Source organism: Kitasatospora sp. NPDC004289 (assembly GCF_053602875.1).
Window position 1 is genome coordinate 1 of record NZ_JBSGEL010000030.1, and the last position, 22,477, is coordinate 22,477.

The 22,477-nt window shown below is 75.2% G+C and carries 18 protein-coding genes; 11 read left to right on the forward strand and 7 right to left on the reverse strand.

Features of this window, described 5'->3' with window-relative positions:
* Positions 1-247 precede the first annotated feature (247 nt).
* A complete protein-coding gene (locus tag ACWEPF_RS21030) occupies positions 248-1,120 on the reverse strand; it encodes a catalase (protein ID WP_452173720.1) in 873 nt (290 codons plus the stop codon).
* A gap of 99 nt (positions 1,121-1,219) precedes the next feature.
* Between ACWEPF_RS21030 and ACWEPF_RS21035 the strand changes: the two genes are divergently transcribed.
* The 9 genes from ACWEPF_RS21035 (at position 1,220) to ACWEPF_RS21075 (ending at position 12,952) form a co-directional block, all read left to right on the forward strand.
* Positions 1,220-3,919, forward strand: a complete 2,700-nt coding sequence (locus ACWEPF_RS21035) for a helix-turn-helix transcriptional regulator (protein WP_452173721.1) — start codon at positions 1,220-1,222, stop codon at positions 3,917-3,919.
* Positions 3,920-4,180: 261 nt separating this feature from the next.
* Positions 4,181-5,686, forward strand: a complete 1,506-nt coding sequence (locus ACWEPF_RS21040; RefSeq protein ID WP_452173722.1) for a GMC family oxidoreductase — start codon at positions 4,181-4,183, stop codon at positions 5,684-5,686.
* A 22-nt stretch (positions 5,687-5,708) separates the two neighbouring features.
* Positions 5,709-7,244 carry a GMC family oxidoreductase gene (locus ACWEPF_RS21045; protein WP_452173723.1) on the forward strand — a complete coding sequence of 512 codons (1,536 nt, stop codon included), beginning with the start codon at positions 5,709-5,711 and terminating at the stop codon, positions 7,242-7,244.
* 9 nt (positions 7,245-7,253) lie between these two features.
* The gene (locus ACWEPF_RS21050; protein WP_452173724.1) at positions 7,254-8,366 is read left to right on the forward strand and encodes an NAD(P)-dependent alcohol dehydrogenase; all 1,113 of its coding nucleotides are present in this window, start codon (positions 7,254-7,256) and stop codon (positions 8,364-8,366) included.
* The gene (locus ACWEPF_RS21055; RefSeq protein ID WP_452173725.1) at positions 8,363-9,181 is read left to right on the forward strand and encodes a phosphatase PAP2 family protein; all 819 of its coding nucleotides are present in this window, start codon (positions 8,363-8,365) and stop codon (positions 9,179-9,181) included. The genes ACWEPF_RS21050 and ACWEPF_RS21055 overlap by 4 nt, the downstream gene beginning before the upstream one ends.
* On the forward strand, positions 9,178-9,996 hold the full coding sequence (locus tag ACWEPF_RS21060) for an alpha/beta fold hydrolase (RefSeq protein WP_380150427.1): 819 nt from the start codon (positions 9,178-9,180) through the stop codon (positions 9,994-9,996). The genes ACWEPF_RS21055 and ACWEPF_RS21060 overlap by 4 nt, the downstream gene beginning before the upstream one ends.
* Positions 9,997-10,054: 58 nt before the next feature.
* Complete coding sequence (locus ACWEPF_RS21065; RefSeq protein ID WP_452173726.1) at positions 10,055-10,651, forward strand: NADPH-dependent FMN reductase; 597 nt, start codon at positions 10,055-10,057, stop codon at positions 10,649-10,651.
* A gap of 8 nt (positions 10,652-10,659) precedes the next feature.
* A complete protein-coding gene (locus tag ACWEPF_RS21070; protein WP_452173727.1) occupies positions 10,660-12,081 on the forward strand; it encodes an aldehyde dehydrogenase family protein in 1,422 nt (473 codons plus the stop codon).
* 7 nt (positions 12,082-12,088) lie between these two features.
* Positions 12,089-12,952, forward strand: coding sequence for an NAD(P)-binding domain-containing protein (locus ACWEPF_RS21075; RefSeq protein ID WP_452173728.1), 864 nt, complete (start codon positions 12,089-12,091; stop codon positions 12,950-12,952).
* A 44-nt stretch (positions 12,953-12,996) separates the two neighbouring features.
* Here the strand turns inward: ACWEPF_RS21075 and ACWEPF_RS21080 are convergent, their stop codons facing one another.
* Positions 12,997-13,620 carry a GNAT family N-acetyltransferase gene (locus ACWEPF_RS21080; RefSeq protein ID WP_452173729.1) on the reverse strand — a complete coding sequence of 208 codons (624 nt, stop codon included), beginning with the start codon at positions 13,618-13,620 and terminating at the stop codon, positions 12,997-12,999.
* Positions 13,621-13,800: 180 nt separating this feature from the next.
* Between ACWEPF_RS21080 and ACWEPF_RS21085 the strand changes: the two genes are divergently transcribed.
* Positions 13,801-16,560: a M4 family metallopeptidase gene (locus ACWEPF_RS21085; RefSeq protein WP_452173730.1), complete on the forward strand. Its 2,760-nt coding sequence runs from the start codon at positions 13,801-13,803 to the stop codon at positions 16,558-16,560.
* Between the two features lie 79 nt (positions 16,561-16,639).
* Here ACWEPF_RS21085 and ACWEPF_RS21090 read toward each other — a convergent pair whose 3' ends face one another.
* Complete coding sequence (locus tag ACWEPF_RS21090) at positions 16,640-18,121, reverse strand: FAD-binding oxidoreductase (protein WP_452173731.1); 1,482 nt, start codon at positions 18,119-18,121, stop codon at positions 16,640-16,642.
* A gap of 212 nt (positions 18,122-18,333) precedes the next feature.
* Here ACWEPF_RS21090 and ACWEPF_RS21095 point away from each other — a divergent pair, with 212 nt between their 5' ends.
* Positions 18,334-18,537, forward strand: coding sequence for a cold-shock protein (locus tag ACWEPF_RS21095; RefSeq protein ID WP_345285976.1), 204 nt, complete (start codon positions 18,334-18,336; stop codon positions 18,535-18,537).
* A 79-nt stretch (positions 18,538-18,616) separates the two neighbouring features.
* On the opposite strand, the gene ACWEPF_RS21100 is transcribed toward ACWEPF_RS21095, so the two are convergent.
* From ACWEPF_RS21100 to ACWEPF_RS21115, 4 genes are all read right to left on the reverse strand, one after another.
* On the reverse strand, positions 18,617-18,841 hold the full coding sequence (locus ACWEPF_RS21100) for a helix-turn-helix domain-containing protein (protein WP_345285978.1): 225 nt from the start codon (positions 18,839-18,841) through the stop codon (positions 18,617-18,619).
* Positions 18,841-19,311 (reverse strand): DUF2975 domain-containing protein, encoded by a 471-nt coding sequence (locus tag ACWEPF_RS21105; protein WP_452173732.1) that lies wholly within the window; start codon positions 19,309-19,311, stop codon positions 18,841-18,843. Before ACWEPF_RS21105 ends, ACWEPF_RS21100 begins: the two co-directional genes overlap by 1 nt.
* A 76-nt stretch (positions 19,312-19,387) precedes the next feature.
* Positions 19,388-20,524 carry a hypothetical protein gene (locus ACWEPF_RS21110; RefSeq protein WP_452173733.1) on the reverse strand — a complete coding sequence of 379 codons (1,137 nt, stop codon included), beginning with the start codon at positions 20,522-20,524 and terminating at the stop codon, positions 19,388-19,390.
* A 148-nt stretch (positions 20,525-20,672) separates the two neighbouring features.
* Positions 20,673-22,406, reverse strand: coding sequence for an amidase (locus ACWEPF_RS21115; RefSeq protein WP_345285983.1), 1,734 nt, complete (start codon positions 22,404-22,406; stop codon positions 20,673-20,675).
* Between the last annotated feature and the right edge of the window lie 71 nt (positions 22,407-22,477).

Here is a 22,477-nt window from a genome sequence, read left to right on the forward strand (position 1 = left end):
GTTGACGAGGTCGAGGCCTGGTTCCGTGCGCGGCCGGATCTTGAGCACCGGCTGGGCGGCGTCCTGCGGCAGTCGATCGACGAGGTGCTCGACGGCCGGCACACGGGTCTGTTCCTTCCGCAGCGCGCAGTTCCCCGCGCCCCCGGGGTGACCATCCACACAAGGCCCGGAGGGCACGCCGCGGCGTTGGGCGGTCGTTGAGAGCGTTTTCAGCGGGGTGGGACAGGCTGTTCCGGTGGAACGGGAATCAGACGCGCAGCCGCCGCGCGGCGGCGTAGGCGGCGGAGCGGTCCGCCGCGAGGCGGTCGAGCGGGGCGGCGATGCCGGGCGGCAGCCGGAGCGGGTCGAAGTCGGGCTCGGCGGCGGGGGCCTCGGCCCGGGACAGGGTCAGGGTGCCCAGGGTGACGGTCCGTCGGGAGGTCCAGCGGCGGGTGGGGTCGTGCACCTCGTCCGACCCCTCCGGAAGGTGGGCGAGGAGGTCGAAGCCGGCCGGGAGCTCGGCGGGCAGACCTGCCGTCAGGTAGTCCCGGGGTCGGGCCAGGGCCTCCTCGGCGGTCAACGGGGGCAACGGGCGGTGCGGCCGCAGACCGAGGCGGGCCCAGCGGGTGGTGCCGACGGCGTTCACCAGGCCGAAGGCGTGCGCCGAGTGGTACTCCAGGCCGGTGAAGCCGGCCGCCGGGCGGCCCTCCTGGGCCAGGGCCAGGGCCTCGGCGGCCTCGGGGTGGGCGGCCGCGTAGGCCGGGACGGCCGCGGGGTCGCCGGAGTTGGCGGCGCGCAGGAAGTCGACCATGTCGGCTCCGGTGCGCGCGAAGAAGACCGGCAGGGTGAACAGCACCAGGTCGAGGCCCCCGATCCGGACGGCCAGGCCGTGGTCGGAGGGTGCGCCGTCGTGGCCGTGCGGCCCGCCGAGGGTGCTGGAGAAGCGCGCGGTGGCGGAGGTGGCCGGGGCGGCGAAGAGCCCGGCGGTGCTGAGCGGCGGGGCGAGCGGGGAGGGCGTGAAGGTGCCCGCCGCCCAGCCGCCGCGGGCGTGCAGCAGCCGGTCACGGGGATCGGCACCGGTGGCCGAGGCGATCCGGTCGGCGAGCCGGGCGCCGTGGTCGGCGGTGGAGTTGCTGGTCATGGCCGTGACGGTAGGCGCGGGGCGGGGCCTGCGGATCGGTCACCGTATCGGTCGGGGCCGCGTGGTGAGGGAACGTCAGTGGGAACGGGGAGTGCGGAAGTGAAGCTGTACGGGCGGGAGCGGGAGCAGACCGAGCTGGCGGGGCGGCTGGCCGGGGCGCGTGCGGGCCGGGGGTCGGCCCTGGTGCTCTGGGGCGAGCCCGGCATCGGCAAGAGCGCGCTGATGGAGCGGGCCGCGGCCGGGGCGGAGGGCTTCACCGTGCTGGGCTGCCGGGGCAGCCGGATGGAGTCCGGGCTGGCCTTCGCCGCGCTGCACGGGATGATCTGGCCGGTGGCCGGGCGGATCGACGCCCTGCCGGAGCCGCAGGCGGTGGCGCTGCGCGGGGTGCTCGGCCAGGGCCGGGGCGGGGCCGATCACTTCCTGGTCTACGTCGCCGTCCTCACCCTGCTGTCCGAACTGGCCGCCGAGCGGCCGCTGGTGCTGCTGGTGGACGACGCCGCACAGCTGGACGACTCCACCGCCGCCTGTCTGGCCTTCGTCGCCCGTCGGCTCTCCGGCACACCGCTGGCGATGCTGATCGCCTCGCACACCGACCCGGCGGCCGGGGGCCGCTGGGAGGGCCTGCCGGGCCTGGCCGTCACGGGGCTGGCCGAGGCCGAGGCGGCCCGGCTGGTCAGGGCCGAGCTCCCGGAGGCCGACGGGCCGACGGTGCTGCGCGCCGTCCGGGAGGCCTGCGGGAACCCGCTGGCGCTGCTCGAACTCCCCTCCCTCCTGGGCGAGTCGGCGGAGCGCCTGGCGGTCGGTCCGCGCCTGCGGCACGCCTTCGGCGTCCGGACGGCCGAACTCTCGGCTCCCGCCCGGTCCCTGCTCCTGGTGCTGGCCGCCGAGGACCGGGGTGACCGGCACCTGGTGCGGCGGGCCGCCGCCGCCCTCGGGATCGGCCCGCAGGCCTGGGAGGAGGCACGGCGCTCGGGGCTGCTGACGGCCCGTGAGCAGGAGGTGGGGTTCCGGGCGCCGCTGATCGGGTCCGTGGTCTACGAGGCCGCGCCGTTCGCCGAACGGCAGGCCGCGCACCGGGCGCTGGCGGCCGCGCTGGGCGACGGCCCGGTCCACGGAGGGCTGCGGGCCTGGCACCTGGCGGCGGCCGCCGACCGGCCGGACGAGTCGGTGGCGGGCCTGCTGGAGGAGGCCGCGCACCAGGACCGCGCGGGCGGTGGCGGTGCCTCCGCGACCCGGGCGCTGCTGCGGGCCGCCGAGCTCTCCCCCTCTCCCTCGGACGCCGGGCGGCGCCTGGCCCTCGGGGCGCTCAGCGCCTGGGAGTCCGGGCAGGTGGAGCGGGCCGGGGAGCTGCTGGAGCGGGCCGGCCAGCTGGTGCCCGACGAGCTGGTCGCCGAGGCGAGCGGCGGGCTGGCGGGGCTGGCCGAGTTCGCCCACGGCGACCAGGAGTGCGCGCACCAGCTGCTGCTGCGCGACTCCCGAACGGTCTCCGAGCCGTCCCGGGCCCTGGAGCTGGCCGCCCTGTCGATGCGGGCCGGCTGGGCGGCCGGATCCCCCGAGCGGCAGGCCGCCGGGCTGGCCCGGGTCAACGAGCTGACCAGGGACGGCGGTTCGACCGAGGCGGTGGTGCTCGCCGAGCTGGCGCCGTGGTGGGGCACCGGCGGCTCCACCGGCCCGGTGCTCACGGACGAGGCGGTGGCCCGGCTGGGCGCGGTCTGCTGGCGGCTGGTGCCGCCCGGCCCGATCGCCGTGGCCTGGGGCGCCGAACGGCCGGTGGCGGAGGCCTTCGCCCGCAAGCTCGCCGAGCTGCGGCGCGGCGACGCGGCCAGCGCACTGGTCCTGACGGTGCCGCAGACCGCGACCCTGGACATCGTCTCCGGCCGCTGGGAGACGGCGGCCGCCAACGCCGCCGCGACGCTGCGGCTGGCCGAGGAGATCGGGGCCGGGCACGCCGCCTCGCAGTGCCGCAACTCGCTGGCCTGGCTGGCGGCACTGCGCGGCGATGACCGAGGCGTCTCCGAACTCACCTCCGTCACCCTGGAGTTGTCGGTCCCGCGACGGGTACGGGCGCTGACCGCGGCCGCGTACTGGAACCAGGGGCAGGCCGCGCTGTACGCCGGACGGGCGGAGGAGGCCCTGGAGCGGCTGGTCCGGCTGGCCGAGCCCGGCCACCAGGCGGCGCACCCCACCTTCGCCCTGCTGGCGGCCGCCGACACGGTCGAGGCCGCCGTCCGGGCGGGCCGGCCGGAGGCCGGGGCGGCCGCCTTCGCCACCCTCGCCTCCTGGGCCCGGCGGACGGGCGTGGCCTGGGCGGTGGCGGCCGCGCACCGCTGCGCGGCGGTGCTCGACGGCAGGTGGGCGCAGGAGTGCTTCGAGCGGGCGCTCGCGGTGCCGGGCGCGGGCGAGCGTCCGTTCTGCCACGCGCGGACGCACCTGCTCTACGGCGAGTGGCTGCGGCGGACGCGGCGGCGGGCCCGGGCCCGGGTGCACCTGGCGGAGGCGGCGGGAGTGTTCCGGGAGCTCGGCGCGGCACCACTGCTGGCGCGGGCCTGCGGAGAACAGGACCTGACGGCCGCTCAGGGCCGTCCGGCCGAGGAGGAGGGCGGCCTGACGGCCCAGGAACTCCGGGTGGCCCGACTGGCCGCCGAGGGCCTGACCAACCGGGAGATCGCCGCCCGCCTCCTGATCAGCCCCCGCACCGTGGGACACCACCTCTCCAACGTCTTCGCCAAACTCGGCATCATCGCCCGCACCGAGCTGGCCCGGATCGACTTCGCCAACGGCCTCCGCCTGGTCGCCTGAAGAGCGGTCACCCCGGGGGCGCGGGGAACTGCGCGAATCGGAAGACACAGACCCGTGTGCCGGGTACGGACAACCACTTGCACGTGAGGCTCCGTACCCGGCACACGGTCTCCCTCTTCCGATTCGCGCAGTTCCTCGCGCCCCCGGTTTGTCCCCTACCCGCGCCGCCCGGAGGGCACTGGGCGGCCCTGCGCGGCCCGGAGGGGATGACGGATTCGGTGACCGATGTGCCCGGGTGGGCGGCTGCCTAGGTTCGGTGGCATGAACGACACCGTCCTGACCACCGTCATCGTCGGGGGCGGCTCCGCCGGAGCCGTGCTCGCCGCCCGCCTGACCGAGGATCCCGCCCGCCGCGTGCTGCTGTTGGAGGCTGGCCCCGCCTACGCCCCCGGCGGCTACCCCGCCGAGGTCGCGTCCAGCAGCTTGCTGGGCGGCTGGACGGGGCACGACTGGGGGTACCGGTCCGAGCCCGGGGTGATCGGGCATCCGGTGGAGGCGTTCCGCGGGAAGGTGCTCGGCGGGAGCTCGGCCGTCAACGGGTCGGTCGCGGTGCGGGCCCTGCCCTCGGACTTCGCCCGCTGGGCGGCCCGCGGGCTGGAGGGCTGGTCGTACGAGGAACTGCTGCCCGCCTTCCGGGCCTTGGAGACCACGGCGGCGGGCGCCGAGGAGCTGCACGGCCGCTCGGGCCCGCTCCCGGTGACCCAGCTGGGCCGGGAGGACCTCAGCCCGATGCAGCGCGCGTTCGTCGACGCGGCGCTGGCCGTGGGCCTGCCGCCGGTGGAGGACTTCAACGGTGCCGAGCCGCACGGCGTCGGCCCGTACCCGATGAACGTCCGGGACGGGGTCCGGGTGAACACCGGGATGGCGTACCTGACCGAGGAGGTCCGGGCCCGGCCGAACCTGACGGTCCGTAACGGGGCGCTGGTCGACCGGGTGCTGTTCGACTCCGGGCGGGCGGCCGGGGTGCTGCTCGCCGACGGCACCGAGGTCCGGGCCGCCGAGGTGATCCTCAGCGCGGGAACGTACGGCAGCGCGGCGATCCTGCTGCGTTCGGGCATCGGCCCGGCCGAGGAGCTGGCGGAGCTGGACGTGCCGGTGGTGGCCGACCTGCCGGTGGGGCGGCGGTTGCAGGACCATCCGTTCTTCTACAACGCCTACGCGGCGGTGCCGGAGCTGATCGGCGCGCAGACGCCGGTGATCGGCGCCAAGGTCTGGACCGCCGGATCGGGCGCCGCCGAAGGCGAGTTGGACCTGCACGTCACCGCGACCCACCTGTTCGACCACGCCACCAGCCCGACCGGGGTCGGGTACGTGCTGGCCGTCGCGCTGGTGCGCCCGGCGTCGGTGGGACGGCTCTCCCTGGTCAGCCGCGACCCGGCGGCCCCGCCCCGGATCGACCTCAACTTCCTGGCCGAGCCCGAGGACCGCCGCCGACTGGTCGAGGGCGTGCGGCTGGCCCGCCGGATCGGCGCTGCCGAGCCGCTGGCCGCGCTGGCGGAGCGCGAGCTCAACCCGGGCCCGCAGGCGGTGGACGACGCCGCGATCGAGGCGGCGGTGCTGGCCACCCTGGACACCTACCACCACCCCACCTCCACCGCGCCGATGGGCGCCGAGGACGACCCGACGGCCGTCACCGACCGACTGGGCGCGGTGCGCGGGGTGGCCGGGCTGCGGGTGGTGGACGCCTCGATCCTGCCCGACGTCCCGTCGGCCGCCACCAACCTCACGGTGATCGCGGCCGCCGAGCACATCGCCCGACAGATCTGAACTCCCTTCCGAGGAGGAGCACATGAGCAACGAGTACGAGCACATCGTGGTCGGCGCCGGTTCGGCCGGAGCCGTGGTCGCCCGCCGCCTGGTGGACGCGGGCCGCCGGGTCCTGCTGCTGGAGGCCGGGCCGGCCGACGAGAACGAGGCGATCCACGACCCCACCGGGTCGATCCGGCTCTGGGGCAGCGACTGGGACTGGGCCTACGCCACCGAGCCGCAGACCGAGGCCGAAGGCCGCCGCCTGCCGTGGCCGCGCGGACGGACCCTCGGTGGGTCGAGCTCCTTCAACGGCATGATCTACGTCCGGGGCGCCGCCGCCGACTACGACTCCTGGGCCTACCAGGGCGCGGCCGGCTGGTCCTGGCGGGACGTCGAGCCGTACTTCCGCCGGATGGAGGACTTCGACGGCGGCCCGGACGGCGGCCGGGGCACCGGCGGCCCGCTGCACGTCCAGCGCAACCCCGGCCCGGACGCCCTGGTGCGGTCCTGGGTGGACGCCGCCGGGCAGTACGGGCTGCCGTTCAACGAGGACTACAACAGCGGCGGCCAGCACGGCGTCAGCTACACCCAGCACACCATCAAGGACGGCCGCCGCCAGTCCACTTGGGTCGCCTACGGCCACGCCGTCCGGGACAACCCGCTGCTGACCGTGGTCACCGGTGCGCTGGTGACCCGGGTCGTGGTCGAGGGCGGCCGGGCGGCCGGGGTCGCCTACACGGTCGACGGACAGCAGACGGTGGCCCGGTCGGCGGGTGACGTGGTGCTCTCCGGCGGGGTGTTCGGCACCCCGCAGCTGCTGATGCTCTCCGGCCTCGGCCCCGCGGACCACCTGCGCTCCTTCGGGCTGCCGGTGCGCGCCGACCTGCCCGGCGTCGGGCAGAACCTGCAGGACCACTGGTCGGCCCCGCTGGTCTGGCGGTCGAAGCGTCCGCTGCCGGCCTGGGCCGCGCAGGGCCTGGAGGCGCAGTACTTCGCCTCCTCCCGCCCTGGGCTGGTGGTGCCCGACGTCCAGCCGCTGTTCCTCTCCTTCCCCTACCCGGTGCCGGGGGCCGAGCTGCCCGAGCACGGCTTCTCCGCCGTGGGCCAGCTGCTGCACCCCTACAGCCGGGGCGAGCTGCGGCTGCGCTCGGCCGATCCGTCGGTGCCTCCGGTGCTGGACCCACGGGTGTTCTCCGACCCGCGGGACCTGGAGACCCTGACCGACAACCTGGAGCAACTGCGGGAGATCGCCGGGCAGTCAGCGCTGCGGGAGTGGAACGACGGCGAGGTGCTGCCGGGCCCCGGCACCGCCACCCGGGCCGCGCTGCGCGAGCACGTCCGCGCCACCGTGGTCTCCGGCCACCACCAGGTCGGCACCGCCCGGATGGGCCTGGACGCGCTGGCCGTGGTCGACCCCGAGCTGCGGGTGCACGGAGTGGCCAACCTGCGGGTGGCCGACGCCTCGGTCATGCCGCACGAGACCACCGGCAACACCAACGCCCCGAGCATCATGATCGGCGAGAAGGCCGCCGATCTGCTCCTGGGCCGCACCGCACCCTTCTTCCAGGGGAGTTGACGAGACCTCATGCCCACCACCGTCACCGCCGCGGTCACCCGCGCCGCCGATTCCGGCTTCCGACTGGAGACCCTGACCCTGGAGGACCCGCGCCCGGACGAGGTGCTGGTCCGCTACGCCGCCGCCGGGCTCTGCCACACCGACCTGGAGGCCGCCGCCGGCCGCCTGCCCACCCCGCACCCGGTGGTGCTGGGCCACGAGGGCGCGGGCGTGGTGGAGGCCGTCGGTGCGGCCGTCACCGGCTTCGCCCCGGGCGACCGGGTCGTGCTCAGCCTGGACTCCTGCGGGAGCTGCCCCAACTGCCAGGCCGGACAGCCCGCTTACTGCGAGCACCACCTCCCGCTGAACTTCCACTCCCGCCGCGCCGACGGCTCGGTGGGGCTGCGGGACGCGGCCGGAGAGCCCGTCCACGACCACTTCTTCGGCCAGTCCTCCTTCGCCTCGCACGGTCTGGCCCACCCGCGCGGCCTGGTGAAGGTGCCGGACGGGCTGCCGTTCGAGACGCTGGCCCCACTGGGCTGCGGGGTGATCACCGGCGCCGGGGCGGTGCTCAACTCGCTGCGGGTCGCGGCGGGTGCCACGGTGGCGGTCTTCGGCCTGGGCGCGGTCGGCCTGGCGGCACTGATGGCCGCCTCGGCCTGCGGCGCGGCGCGGATCATCGCCGTCGACCGCAATCCCGAACGACTGTCACTGGCCGAGGAGTTGGGCGCAACCGACCGGGTGGACGCGTCCCGCGACGATCCCGTCGAAGCCGTCCTGGAGCTCACCGGCGGGCGCGGGGTGGACCACGGCGTGGAGTCCACCGGCGTGGTCGAGGTGATGAACGCCGCCGTCGCGGTGCTCGCCCCGCTGGGCTCCGCCGCAGTGCTCGGCGTGGCCGGACTGGAGGCCGAACTCCGCTCCAACGCCTTCGAGTTGCTCAAGGGCCGGAGCATCCGGGGATCGGTGATGGGGCATCAGGCGCCCGGCCTGCTGATCCCCCGGCTGCTGGAGCTGCACCGGCGGGGCCGCTTCCCGCTGGAGCGCCTGGTCACCGGCTACCCCCTGGCGCAGATCGACCGCGCGGTGGCGGACGTCCGGGCCGGCCGGACGGTCAAGGCCGTTCTGCGGCACGGGTCATGACCGTCCGCCGTCCGGCCCGGACCGCCTTCCTGGCCCTCGCGCTGCTGTACCTGGCCGCGGCCTGGACCCCGCTCGGCCAGCGGGCCGAGAACGCCCTGATCGTCGGCTACGCGGACGGCGCCCGGATCCTCCCGGCCGTCGAGTCCTGGGGGCCGCCGCCGCTGGTCCACGAGTACGCCACCCTCGCGGCGGCCCTGACGGTGATCGCCGTCCTGACGGTGGCACGGCGCAGCTGGCGCGAGGGGGCCGCCGCCGTCCTGACCGTCGCCGGCACCCTCGGGACGGCGGAGCTGGCCGGCAAGACCCTGCTGCCCCGCCCGGACCTGGTCGGCGCCGAGCAGCAGCTGCTGGCGGCGAGCTTCCCGAGCGGCCACGTGGCGATCGCCGCGGCCCTGGCCCTGGGTCTCGCCCTGGTGACCCCGGAGCGGCAGCGGCCGCACGTGGCGGCGGCCGGCGCCCTCTGGGTGGCGGTGACCGCCGGAGCGGTGCAGGCCCTGTACTGGCACCGGCCCAGCGACGTGCTCGGCGCCGTCCTGCTGGCCTGCGGCGTCCGCCTCGCCGCCGGGCGACTGCTCCTCCCCACCCTCACCGACCCCGGCACCGCCGTCCGCCTGCCGGCGCTGCGCGCCCCGCTGCTGCTCGCCGTCCCGGTCGCGTACGCCGCGGCCAGTCGGCAGGACGGGCTGCTGCGCCCGCTGGCCTTCGCCCTGGCTGCCTGGCTCTGCGCCGTCCTGACCCTTCGAACTTCCCTGCTCACCAGCAGGGTTGACCACCCCCGCGGCGCCCGCCGCACACCCACCGAGGAACGTCCATGAACAGCACCACCGGCCGCAAGGCCGCCCTCGCCGCGACGGCCACCGCCGTCGCGGTCACCTCCCTCACCTCGCTGGCCCCGGCCGTCGCCGAGGACCGGCACGGCTCCGAGCCCAAGCCCACCGTGGTCCTGGTGCACGGCGCGTTCGCCGACGCCTCCGGCTGGAACGACACCGCCGACCGGCTGCGCCGCCTGGGCTTCCCGGTCAAGGCGGTGGCCAACCCGCTGCGCGGCCCGGCCAACGACGCGGCCTACCTGCAGGGCCTGCTCAAGGGCGTCAAGGGCCCGAAGATCCTGGTCGGCCACTCCTACGGCGGCGCCGTCATCACCAACGCCGCCCCCGGCATCGCCGACGTCAAGGCCCTCGTCTACGTCGCCGCCTTCATGCCCGCCGAGGGCGAGTCGCTCGGCGGCCTGCTGGCCGGGGCCGGTGCGCCGGACCTGCCCGCCCAGCCCTTCGAGTACACCCGCCCGGACGGCACCGTCTCCACCGAGATCGCGCTCGACCCGGAGCGGTTCCGCGACACCTTCGCCGCCGACGTCCCGGCCGGGGCGGCCGCGCAGATGGCGGCCGCCCAACGGCCCATCGCCGCCGAGGCGTTCGGCCAGCCGCTGAAGCAGGCCGGCTGGAAGACCGTCCCGACCTGGGTGCTGGTGGCCAGGAACGACCACGCCCTGCCGCCCGCGCTCCAGCGCACCATGGCGGCCCGGGCCAAGGCCCGCACCACCGAGGTCGCCAGCTCGCACGCCCTGATGGTCAGTCACCCCGGGGCCGTCGCGGACGCCGTCCGCGACGCGTACCGCAGCACCCGCTGACCCCCGTCGCGGGCCCGCCCCGGGGCCCGCGACCCCTCGAAGCGACGAAAGAACCACCGTGACGGACAAGCACTTCCTCGCCCTCTCCGGCAGCCTGCGGCACTCCTCGCACAACACCGGCCTGCTGCGCGCCCTGCAGGCCCTCGCCCCGGCGGGCGTCACCGTCGAGCTGCACCCCGGCCTCGGCGCCCTGCCGTTCTTCGGCCAGGACCTGGAGGAGGGCCCGGCCCCGGCCGCCGTCGCCGAACTGCGGCGGCGCGTGAAGGCCGCCGACGGCCTGCTCATCGCCACCCCCGAGTACAACTCCGCGATCCCCGGCGTGCTGGTGAACGCCCTGGACTGGCTCTCCCGCCCGTCCGAGGAGCACCAGACGCCGGTGCTGCGGGACAAGCCGACCGCGATCCTGGGCGCCTCGCCGTCCCGGTTCGGCACCGCCCGGGGCCAGCTGGTGCTGCGTCAGATCCTGCACCGCACCCAGAGCCGCGTGGTGGCCCACCCCGAGGTCACCGTCTTCGAGTCGCACCGGCGGTTCGCCGCCGACGGCTCCTTCGTGCACGACGACTTCACCGACAGCCTGCTCCGCGCGCTGCTGGCCGAGCTCGTCCTGCTGACCGAACTGACCGACCTGACCGAGCGTCACTCCCACACCTCCTGAGGACTCCCGTGCACCACGCCCGACACCTGATCAACGGCGAGTGGACCGACTCCGCCCGTCGCACCGAGTCGTTCAACCCGGCCACCGGCAAGGCGCTCGGCACCTTCGCCGACGGCGGCGCCGAGGAGGCCCGGGCCGCGATCACCGCCGCCCGCACCGCCTTCGACACCACCGACTGGGCCCGGGACCGGCAGCTGCGGGCCCGCGCCCTGTTCGAGCTGGCCGACCGGCTCGCCGCCCGGCGCGAGGAGTTCATCACCCTGCTGGCGCGCGAGAACGGCAAGGTCCTGGCCGAGGCCGCCTTCGAGATCGACCTCACCGTCCCCAAGCTGCGCTACTACGCCTCGCTCGCGCTGAGCGACCACGGCAGCGCGGCCGAGGTCCGGCCGGGTCTGTACTCGATGACCCTGCGCGAGCCGGCCGGGGTCGCCGCCGTCATCGCCCCCTGGAACTCCCCGGTGGTGCTGGCCGTCCGCTCCTTCGCCCCGGCCCTGGCGGCCGGCTGCACCGTGGTGATGAAGCTGCCCGGCCAGACCGGCCTGGTCAACGGGCTGCTCAGCGAGGTGATCGCGGAGACCGCGAGCCTGCCCGCCGGGGTGGTGAACGTCTTCACCGAATCCGGCAACGACGGCGCGCCCCTGCTGGTCTCCTCCCCCGAGGTGGACGTGCTCAGCTACACCGGCTCCACCGTGGTCGGACGGATCATCATGGCCGCCGCCGCCCCCACGCTGAAGCCGCTCTCGCTCGAACTCGGCGGCAAGAGCCCGATGCTGGTCTTCGACGACGCCGACCTGGACGCGGTCGTGCCGGTGCTCACCAAGGCCGTCACCACCTTCACCGGTCAGTTCTGCATGACCGGCAGCCGGATCCTGGCGCAGCGCGGCATCGCCGACGAGCTGCGCCGCCGGATGTCCGACGCACTGCGGGCGGTGAAGGTCGGCCCCGGGGACGATCCGGCCAGCGAGATGGGCCCGATGATCGACGAGGCCAACGCGCGGCGGGTCGAGCGGATGGTGGACGAGGCCGCGGAGTACGCGACGGTGCTGGTGCGGGGCGAGCGCGACGGCGCCTTCCTCTCCCCCTCGCTGGTCGAGGTCGCCGACCTGGACGCCCCGATCGTCCAGCGCGAGGTCTTCGGGCCGGTCGCCACCTTCGAGGTCTTCGACACCGAGGAGCAGGCCGTCGCCCGGGCCAACGCCACCGAGTTCGGCCTGGCCGCCTCGATCTGGACCCGGGACGTGGACCGGCCGCTGCGGGTCCAGCGCGAGCTCAAGGCGGGCACGGTGTGGACCAACACCTGGGCCGTGGTGCACGACATGTTCGAGGAGGGCGGCTTCAAGCAGAGCGGCCTCGGGCGGCTCAACGGGGTGCGCGGCCTGGAGGAGTTCCAGGAGGTCAAGCACCTGGTCCACGCGGCCCCGCGGAGCTGACCACGCCGTGGAACCGCCCCGCTGGAAGACGGCGGTGGTCTCGGCCGTCGCCGTCTTCCCGATCTCCCTGCTCGCCGCGGCGTTCCTGACGCCGCGTCTGACCGGTCTCCCGCAGGCGGCCAGGTCAGCGGTCTTCGCCGTGCTGTTCAGCCTGCTGATGACCTACGTCTGCCTCCCCCTGGTCACCCGCGCGCTGCGCCGGTGGCTCCACCCCTCGCGTGAGGAACACCCCATGACCACCGCCGTCATCGGTACCGGGAACATCGGCCGCCGCCTGGCCGCCGACCTCGTCACGGGCGGCTCGCCCGTCCTGCTGGCGGGCACCGACCTCGCCGCCACCCGGGACCTGGCCGCCGAACTCGGCCCCCTGGTCACCCCGCTGACGGTCGACCAGGCCGTCGAGCAGGCCGACGTGATCGTCTTCGCGGTCTGGCTCGACACCACCCGGGAGCTCTTCGCCCGGTACGGCGAGCGGCTCTCCGGCAAGATCCTGGTCGACCCCTCCAACCCGATCGCCCCCGACGGCCACGGCGGCTTCGCCAAGACCATCGGCCCCGAGGAGTCGGCCGGCCTCCTGCTGGCCGCCCTCACCCCGCCGGGCGCCCGCCTGGTGAAGGCCTTCGGCACCCTCTCCGCCGACACCCTGGCTGCGGCCGCCCACCGCACCCCGGAGCGCGCCGTAGGCTTCTACGCCGCCGACGACGAGGCCGCGGGCACGGTGGTCGCGGCCCTGATCACGGCCGCCGGCTTCGACCCCGTCCCGGTCGGCGGGCTCGACCAGTCCCTCCGCATCGAGGTCTTCGGCGACCTGCACGAGTACGGCGCCCTGGGCCGGACGGTCACCCGCACCGAGGCGCTCGCCGCGCTCTGAACCCGCGTGAACGGCCCTTCCCCGCACGGGGGAGGGCCGTTCGGTCATGCCCGGACCGCGGCCAGCCGCCGCTCCAGGGCGGCCCGGCACTCGGGCCACTCCTCCGCGGTCACCGAGTACATCGCCGAGTCGCGCAGACGGCCCTCCTCCCCCGGGGCCCAGGACAGCGACCAGTTCCGCAGCACCCCTTCGAACCGCGCGCCGACCGAGGCGATCGCCGCCCGCGACCGGGCGTTGCGCGCGTCGGTCTTGAGGTCGACCCGGGCCACGCCCCACTCCTCGAAGGCGTGCCGGAACAGCAGGTACTTGGACTCCCGGTTCACTCCGCTGCCCTGGGCGGAGGCCGCGAGCCAGCTGAAGCCGACCTCGACAGCCCGAAGGCCCTCGCCCGACGGCCAGGGCCGCGGATCCCAGAAGGCCGTGGCCCCGACCGCCCGGCCGGTGGAGACCCGGATCTGGGCGAACGGCACCAGCTTCCCGGCTGCGGCGCGGGCGAGTTGGGTGTCGATGTAGTCCTCCACCCCGTCCGCCGTCGGCACCCAGGTGTAGCCGTAGGAGCCGCGCTCCTCCGTCACCGCCTCGGCCAGATCGGCCGCATGACGCCGCGTCAGCGGCTCCAAGCTCACGTACGCACCGGTCAGTACCGGCGCCTCCCCCGGGAAACCCATCTGCCCAGCCTTCCAGACGTGCCGTCAACTGTCGCGCCGCATCCACCTGGTGGAAGCCGGCAGGCTTCACGGCGGACTACATATGCAGTCCATCGACATATAAAGAGAAATGACCTATGTTCATCGCAAGGCACGGCCGGTCCGCGACCGGCCCCGCCGTCGACCCGAGGGAGGACACCCGTGCACCACCGTTCCCGTACGCCCAAACTGCTCGGCACCGCCATCGCCGCCGCGCTGGGCATCGGCGTCGGCGTACCGCCAGCCTTCGCCGGAGCGCCGGCCGAAGGGCTGCCGATCACCATCAGCGCCGACACCGACCCGGTGCCCGCGCTGGTGGCCGGCACCGGCACCGAGGCGCCCCAGCTGGTCACCGGACTGGACGAGGCGGCCCCGGGTGCCGACCCGGCCGAGGCGGCCCGGGCCTACCTGGCCGCCCACCGGGACCGCTACCGCGTCGACCCGGCGCAGCTGGTCGTCACCGCCGTGGAGCGGCCGGCGGACGGCCGGCGGACCGTCAGGTTCGAGCAGCGGCACGCCGGTCTGCCGGTCTTCGGCTCCGCCTACCTGGTGCACCTGACCGGGGAGGGCGCCGCGCAGCGCGTCGAGTCGGCCGGCGGCAAGTACTTCACCGGCCTGACCGCCTCCACCGTCCAGGGCGCCCCCGACGAGGTGCTGCGCGGACTGGCGCTCGCCTCGGTCGAGGCCGGCCCGGCCCGGACGGGGCTCACCGCCGAGGACCGGGGCCAGGTCGTGCTGCCCGGTGGCGGTGGCCGGCTGGTCCGGCACTTCACCCTGCACGGCAGCGACCGGGCGGTCTGGGAGGGCAGGGCCCGCGAGGTCTACGTGGACGCCGCCACCGGCGCGGTCGCCCTCTCGGTGGCCTCCCGGAGCGGCTCCGGCACCCCGGCGGCCGCCGCACCGGCCCCCGCACCCGGTCTCACCCCCGCCGTCGGCACCGCACCGGACGTGCACGGCCGCCCCGTCCCGGTGAACATCGCCCGACTGCCCGACGGCAGCTACCAGTTGATCGACCTCACCCGCCCCGCCCGGCTCACCGTCTACGACGCCGGCGGCCGGGCGGCGGATGACCTTCCCACCAAGCTGCCCGCGGACGTCCTGCCCGTGGCCTCGCCGACCCCCGACTTCCCGGCCTCGACGGCCGCCACCGGCGCCGCCGAGGCGCAGCGCAACGCCGCCGCCGTGTACGACTTCTTCCACGACCGGCTCGGCCGCAACGGCATCGACGGCGCCGGCGGCCCGATCGACGCCGTGGTGAACGTGACCGACTGGGACGGCAGCAGCCTGGCCAACGCCTTCTGGGGCAGCGGGCGGATGACCTACGGCGGCGGCAACGCCAAGTACTTCCCGTTCGCCACCGCGCTCGACGTCTCCGGCCACGAGATGACCCACGGCGTGATCGGGAGCACCGCCAAGCTGGTCCAGCGCGGCCAGTCGGGCGCCCTCGACGAGGCCCTCGCCGACTACTTCGGCAACGCGGTGGAGGTCACCGCCCGGGGCATCCCGATGACCGACCCGCAGGCCGCGCTGCTCGGTGAGACGCTCTGCCGCACCGGCACCCCGGAGGCCTGCGCGACGCGACGCTTCGACCTCGGCCGCAGCACGGTGAACGACTACGTCGGCTTCCCGGAGAGCTTCACCCAGGAGAGCGTGCACGACAACGCGGACATCGTCGGCGGCGCCCTCTGGGACATCCGGCGCACCCTGGACCCGCTGCTCGCCGACCGGCTGGTGTACCGGACGGTCACCGAGTACCTCACCCCGCTGGACAGCTTCGTCGACACCCGGCACGCGGTGCTCGCGGCCGGCCGCTCGCTCGGCCTGACCAAGGCCCAACTCCGTTCGGTGACAGCCGCGTTCGACGCCCACGGGATCAAGGACGGCTGGGAGCGGCGGATCGGCATGGACAACCGCACCGTGCTCGACTCGCTCGTCGGCGGCACCGAGAACCGGGTGGACGTGGCCGGCGGACGCTGGGTGATGCCCACCGACCGGGGCGGTTTCATGGGCGTGCTCACCGGCAGGGTCGGCAGCTCCGCCGAGCCGGTCCTGCTCAGCCCGGCCGGGGACCGCGCCTCGCACCTCGCCCCCGCCACCGACGGCACCTCGGCGGCCTGGGTCGTCCAGCGCCCGACCGACTCCGGCAGGCCCTCCTGGTCGGTGGTGGTCCGGCCCCTCGACGGCGGCACCCTCCGCACCGTGCACAGCGCCACCGACGCGATGGTCACCAAGGTCCGGGTCTCCGGCCGCCACGTCGCCTTCACCGCACTGGACTTCTCCACCGGCCGCACCCGGCTCTGGCTCTCCGCCGACGGAGCGGCGGCCGCGCCGGTCGAGCTGCCCGACGGCCACGCCGCGGAGGCCCCCGCCCTCCGCGGCGACCTGCTCGCCTTCACCGACCGCTGGGAGGAGAACGGGCGCACCCTGCGGGCCCAGACCGTCCGCTCCCTGGCCACCGGCAAGGTGGTCGCCCGCTACGTCCTGGGCGGCGCCGACGGTGCCCAGGAGACGGAGGTCTCCCACACCCTCTTCACCTCGGACCGGCTGCTCTGGCTGGAGACGCCGAGCGACCGCAGCCGCGGCACCTCGATCCGCTCCGCCGCCACGGACGGCTCCGGCGTGACCGACCTGTTGACCGGCAGCTCCTCCGATCCGCGCCGGATCGACGAGTTGACCGCCTCCGACCAGGCCGTCACCTTCGCCTACGGCTTCGTGACCCCGAGGACCCGCAAGATCCTCAACAGCGACCTGCCCAAGCTCTGGCAGTTCCCCGTCACCGGCGGTACCCCGCAGCGCCTGTCCTGCAACCGGGCCGGCCAGTACATGCCCGCCGCCGACCGGGGCACCCGGGTGCTCTGGACCGACTCCACCCCCGGCCGCACCGACCTGGTGGTGCGGGACCGGCCGGCCGTCAGCTGCTGAACCGTCAGCCGACCGGCCGGAGGCCGGGCCCGGGGACCAACCCCCGGGCCCGGCCTCCGGCCCTTCCTCCGCTTCGGCCTCAGGCGCGGGAGACGGACTGAGGGAAGGCGAAGACACCGTCCGGGTCGTAGGTGCGCGAAACCGCCTTCAGGCGGGGGAGGTTGGCGCCGTAGTAGGCGGTGCCCCAGTCGGGGAGGGTCGCGTCGATGTAGTTGACGTAGGCGCCGGTGGCCCCGAGGGCGGCCAGGCCGTCGCGGACGGCGTCGACCGAGGCGGTGACCTGCTGCTGGTTCGCACGGGTGGCGCTCGCGTACACCTGGGCGGAGGCCAGCGCCGAGCGGTGCGGGAACGCCGTTGCGCCGGGGGCGAGTTCGGCCACCGCTCCGCCGAGGGAGTCCAGCAGCAGGTCCAGGCCGGTGCGGCCGTCGAGCAGCGCGACCAGGCGGCCGGCGTCGACGGCGGAGCCGAGCATCCGGGAGACCGCGACGAAGGAGGCCCGGGGCAGGCGGCCGCCCTCGGAGACGGGGTGGCACTGGGCGATGGTGTCGTTGGCGCAGCCGGCCATGTACTTCATCGCGTCGAGGTAGCTCTTGGCCTGCGCGGTGCGGGTGGTCGGCGGCACGCCGACGCGCGCGACCAAGTCGTCCAGCAGCGGGGAGAGTTCGGCCGGGGAGCCGACGTAGCAGCCGCCCGCACGGGCGGTGGGCGGGGTGCCGCCGGAGACCACGCAGTTGGACCAGAGCTCGGGCGGGGCCTCGGCGATCCACTGCTGCCAGGCACCCACCAGCTCGGCCGCCGAGCCGGCCGGGAAGCGGAGCGCGAAGACGGTGAGCTCGGGCGCGGGGGCGGTGCGGAAGGTGAAGGAGGTGACCACGCCGAAGTTGCCGCCTCCGCCGCCGCGCAGCGCCCAGTAGAGGTCCGGCTCGCACTCCTCCGAGACCGTGAGCACCCGGGAGTCCGCCGTCACCAGCTCCGCGCCCACCAGGCGGTCGCAGGTCAGCCCGTACCTGCGGGCCAGCACGCCGATGCCGCCGCCGAGGGTGAGCCCGCTGACGCCGACGGTCGGGCAGGAGCCGGCCGGGAGCAGCCGGCCGGCCGCGGCCAGGGCCGCGTAGACCTCGATCAGCCGGGCCCCGGCTCCGACCCGGGCGGTTCCGTCGGCGCCGACCTCGACCCGGGCCATCGGGCGCAGGTCCATCACCAGGCCGTCGGCGGGCACGCTGTAGCCGAGGTAGCTGTGGCCGCCGCTGCGGGCGGCGATCGGGACGCCGTGGCCCCGGGCGGCGTCCAGGCACCACTGGACGTCCTGCGCCGAGGTGCAGGACGCGACGGCGGCCGGGTACTGACGGTCGTTCAGCTCGTTGTAGCCGAGCCGGGCCACCGGGTAGCCCTGGTCGGAGGGCAGCAGCAGCCGCCCGTCCAGCCGGTCCTTGAGCGCGGCCCAGTCCGGCGGTTCCGCGCGGTCTCCCCCGGGCGCGGCCCAGGCCGCCCGCCCGCCCGTCGCCACCAGTCCGCCGCCCAGCCCCAGCGCGGTCAGGAACCCCCGTCGGCCGATCGTCATCCGCTCGCTCCTCCCGGTCGCCGCCATCCTCACCCGCCGCAGGCCCGCGCCCCCGCAGGCTCGACCGCCCGCACCGCCGGGATCACCTCTACGGGCGGCGACTCACCCGTACGGGTCGACGCCCGCGCCTGCGGTTTCCGCTCCGCGCGCCCGGGGATGATCGTCGCCGACCACGGCGATCCGGCGTGGGCGACCAGAGAAGGGCACGAGGCATGGCACAGGGCACCGTCAAGTGGTTCAACGCGGAGAAGGGGTTCGGCTTCATCGAGCAGGACGGCGGCGGGCCGGACGTCTTCGTGCACTTCTCCGAGATCCAGGGAGCCGGCTACCGGAGCCTCGAGGAGGGCCAGCGGGTCGAGTTCGAGGTCGGCCAGGGACAGCGGGGCCCGCAGGCGCAGCAGGTGCACGTGATCTGACCCGCCCGGGACGGCGGGGGCGGGGGCGGGACCGAAACCGGTGACCCCGCCCCCGCCGTCCCGCGTTCGCGGCCGGCCGTCACCCGCCGAGGGCCTCCTCGTCGGACTCCCAGCGCAGCAGGTCGCCCGGCTGGCAGCCGAGCGCCTCGCAGAGCGCGGCCAGCGTCGCGAAGCGGACGGCCTTGGCGCGGCCGTTCTTGAGCACCGCCAGGTTGGCGGGGGTGATCCCGACCCGGTCCGCGAGCTCGCCCACCGACATCTTCCGGCGGGCCAGCATCACGTCGATGTCGACCACGATCGGCATCAGATCACCTCGTCCAGCTCGGCGCGCAGCTGCGTCGCCTGGTCGAGCAGCATCCGCAGCACGAGCACCACCAGCGCCACCCCGAGGATCGCCAGGCCGATGCCGGCCATGATCACGGTGACCCCCGGGTCCTCCCGCTGCCCCGGCGCGTTGATCCCGGTGACCACGAACCAGAGCAGGGCGACGGCCACGATCGAGCCGATCACCCGGTTCACGTGACCGAAGGCGGCGTGCGAGAAGACGGTGCCGCGCCGCACCATCGCCACCAGCCGCCAGACGGCATGGAGCGCGACCTGAGCGGCCAGCATCCCCAGCACCACGATCACCCGCAGCGCGGTCAACGGCATCGTCCCGTCCTCCGGATCGCTGCCGCTCACCAGCATCCACACCATCAGCACCTGGAGCAGCACCGTGCCGGTGAACACCACCCCGAGCACGGCGCGCAGCGCGCGCACGGTGAATCGTCCCATGACCCATCCCTCCATCGATCAACGATGGGAATCTATCGATTTTCGATAGGCCGTGCAAGGCTGCCGCCCTGCCGGGTCAGACCAGCCGATCGTGGTGCTGTGCGGCGACGGCCCGCACCAGCGCGGCGAAGGCCTCCCGGGAGCCGTTCTGCCGGGCCTCGGCCTCCTCCTCGCCCTCCTCCGCCCCTCCGTCCAGCGGCTCCGCGTACTCGTCGTGCAGCAGCCAGCAGCCCTGGATGCCGGTGAGCAGGTCCTCCAGCAGGTCGCGCGCGGGCCGCTTCGGGTCCAGCGGGGTCAGCCGCAGGTCGGGGCCGTCGCCGTCCTCGTCCTCGTCCTCCTCGGCGTAGGCGGCGAGCAACTCCTCGGCCTCCTCCAGCTGTTCACGGAAGGCCGCCGGATCGGGCAGCACCCCGTCGGCCACCCGCAGGGCGTGGCGCACCAGGCCGGTGACGACGTCGTACGGGGACGCGCCGGCCTCGATCAGCTCCAGCACCAGCGTCGGCGTCTCGTACGGCAGGGACTCGACCGCGTCCGCCTCGCGGACCACCTCGGTGGCCGGGTGGCCCGAGACGGCGGCGGCCGCCTCGGCCGCGGCGGCCAGCCAGTGGGCGGCCGCCACCGCCGCCGCCGTCGGGTCCACCTCGGAGAAGAGCGCGGCCGGACCGAACGGGTTGTCCTCCAACAGCCGGTCGGCGGCGGCCACTTGGACCGGAGAGGCGTCCTCCCGGGAGAGCAGCACGGCCTGCTGGGCCCGGCCGGAGAGGGCCCCCAGCTCGGCCGCCTCCACGGCGGCCAGCTCGGCCCGCACCTCGGCCCGGACCGCCTCGGTCAACTCCGGTACGTCGAGCGCCAGCAAGGCCCGGCCGATCCGGTTGGCGTTCTCCACCAGCGGGCTGGAGGAGACCGTGATCGAGCCGCCGTGCGGCAGGTGCGGGTCCTCCACCGCCCGGGCCACCTCCTCGAAGGCCTCGCGCTCGCGCTCGCGCCGCCAGCCCTCCGTCCCCGGCTCCAGGGAGTGCGCGGCCCCCGCCGAGTGGGTGTAGGTGTGCCAGGCCGCGGCGGAGAACTGCGTCAGCACGCTCGCCAGCCGGGACAGCCCGGCCAGGCCGGTGCCGGCCGGGACGGCGGAGACCCGGGCGGCCAAGTCCCCCTCCCCGCTCCCCCAGGTGGCGATCAGCTCGTGCCGAACGGGATCGACGCAGTACCGGGTCATGACGGACCACCTCCAGGCTCCGCACCGTCATACCACCCGCCGACGACGCTCCGTGGCCGGATCCGCCGGGAAGCCGCCCGAACGGCAGGCGGCGGGGTGCGCCCCTGAAGGGACGTCACCCCGCCGCCGGAACCACGACGCGCGGGTGTCAGGCCGACAGGCGCGGGGTGCGCCCCGGCTCCGTCCGCCGCTCGCCCGTCGCCTCGAAGGCCGCCCCGAGGGCCAGCAGGGCGTTGTCGTCGTAGGCGCGGCCCGCGAAGGTCAGGCCGACCGGCATGCCGGTGTCGGCCATGGTGCCCATCGGCACGGTGACGGTGGGGATGCCGAGGTGACGGGGCACCAGGTTGCCGTTGGCGACCCAGACGCCGTTGCGCCAGCCGAGCTCGGCCGAGGCCTCGTTCACGTCCATGTCGGCCGGGCCGACGTCGGCCAGCGCGGGGAACACCACCGCGTCCAGGCCGAGCCCGTCCATCCACTGCTCCAGGTCGACCCGGCGGGTCTCCTCCAGGCCGCGCAGGCCCTGCTCCACGTGCGGCATGTCGGTGAAGGAGGCGTAGGGGCGCTCCGCCACGAAGCGCGGGTAGTCGCCGATGGTGTCGTCGAACCCGGCGTAGCGGTCCGGCAGTTCGCCCTGGTGCTTCGGCCAGATCCGGTCGGCGTCCACCTCGGCGATGCTCGGCAGCGCCGGGTCGCCGTTGGCGCGCAGGAAGTCGTCCCAGGCCCAGGCGGAGAGGTCCTCGATCTCGACCTTGAGGAAGTCCCGGGTGACGAAGCCGCGGGTGAACAGCGAGGGCGCGCCCGGACGGTCCGCCTCGTAGTTGGACACCACCGGGAAGTCGACCTCGACCACCTCGGCGCCGGCCTCCTCCAGGTCGCGGCGGGCGGCCTCCCACAGGGCGATCACCGAGGCACGGGTGTCCACCCGCTGACCGGTCTGGCCGCCGATGCCGCCCTCCGGGTTGGTGCCGGCCTCGGGGTCGGCGTTGACGTACATCTTCGGCACGCCGACCCGCTTGCCGGCCAGCGCGGCGCGCGCGGCCGCGGCGTCGGCGGGGGCGAGCGCGGGGTAGGAGGCGGGGCGGACCTCGGAGGCGGCCGGCAGCTCGATCCAGGGCTGGGCGCGCCACAGGTCGCCGCGGGTCTCCGCGTCGTCGGCCACGACGACGTCGAGCAGCTCGAACAGGTCGGCCATGGTGCGGGTGTGCGGGACGACGACGTCCATGGTCGGCACCAGCGGCCAGTTGCCCCGCACCGAGATGACGCCGCGGCTCGGCGTGTAGGCGCACAGGGCGTTGCTGGAGGCGGGCGCGCGGCCGGAGGACCAGGTCTCCTCGCCGAGGCCGAAGGCGCCGAAGGAGGCGGCGGTCGCGGTGCCGGAGCCGTTGGAGGAGCCGGAGCCGTAGGCGCTGGTCAGCCACTCGGCGTTGTACGGGCTCTCGGCGCGGCCGTAGACCCCGCGCTGCATGCCGCCGTTGGCCATCGGCGGCATGTTGGTCAGGCCGATCAGCACGGCGCCGCCGGCCCGCAGCCGCTCGATCGCGAAGGCGTCGCGCTGGGCGACCAGGTGCTCGAAGGCGGGCGAGCCGGCGGCAGCCGTCAGGCCCTCGGCGAGGTAGCTGTCCTTGGCGGTGTACGGGATGCCGTCCAGCGGGCCGAGCAGCTCGCCCCGGGCGCGGCGGGCGTCGGAGGCCTCGGCCTCGGCGCGGGCCCGCGGGTTCATCACCACCATGGAGTTGAGCGCGGTGGCGGTGCCGGGGCGGTCGTACGCCTCGATCCGCGCGAGGTACGCGTCCAGCAGCTCGACCGCGGTGGTCTCGCCCTTCTCCAGCGCCGCGCGCAGGCTGGCGATACCGGCTTCCACAACATCGAATCCGCGCGTCATTGCGGGTCTCTCCTGGCAGGTCGGGTCACTGACTAGATTTTCAGTCTAGACTAACGGTCTAGGACGACGGA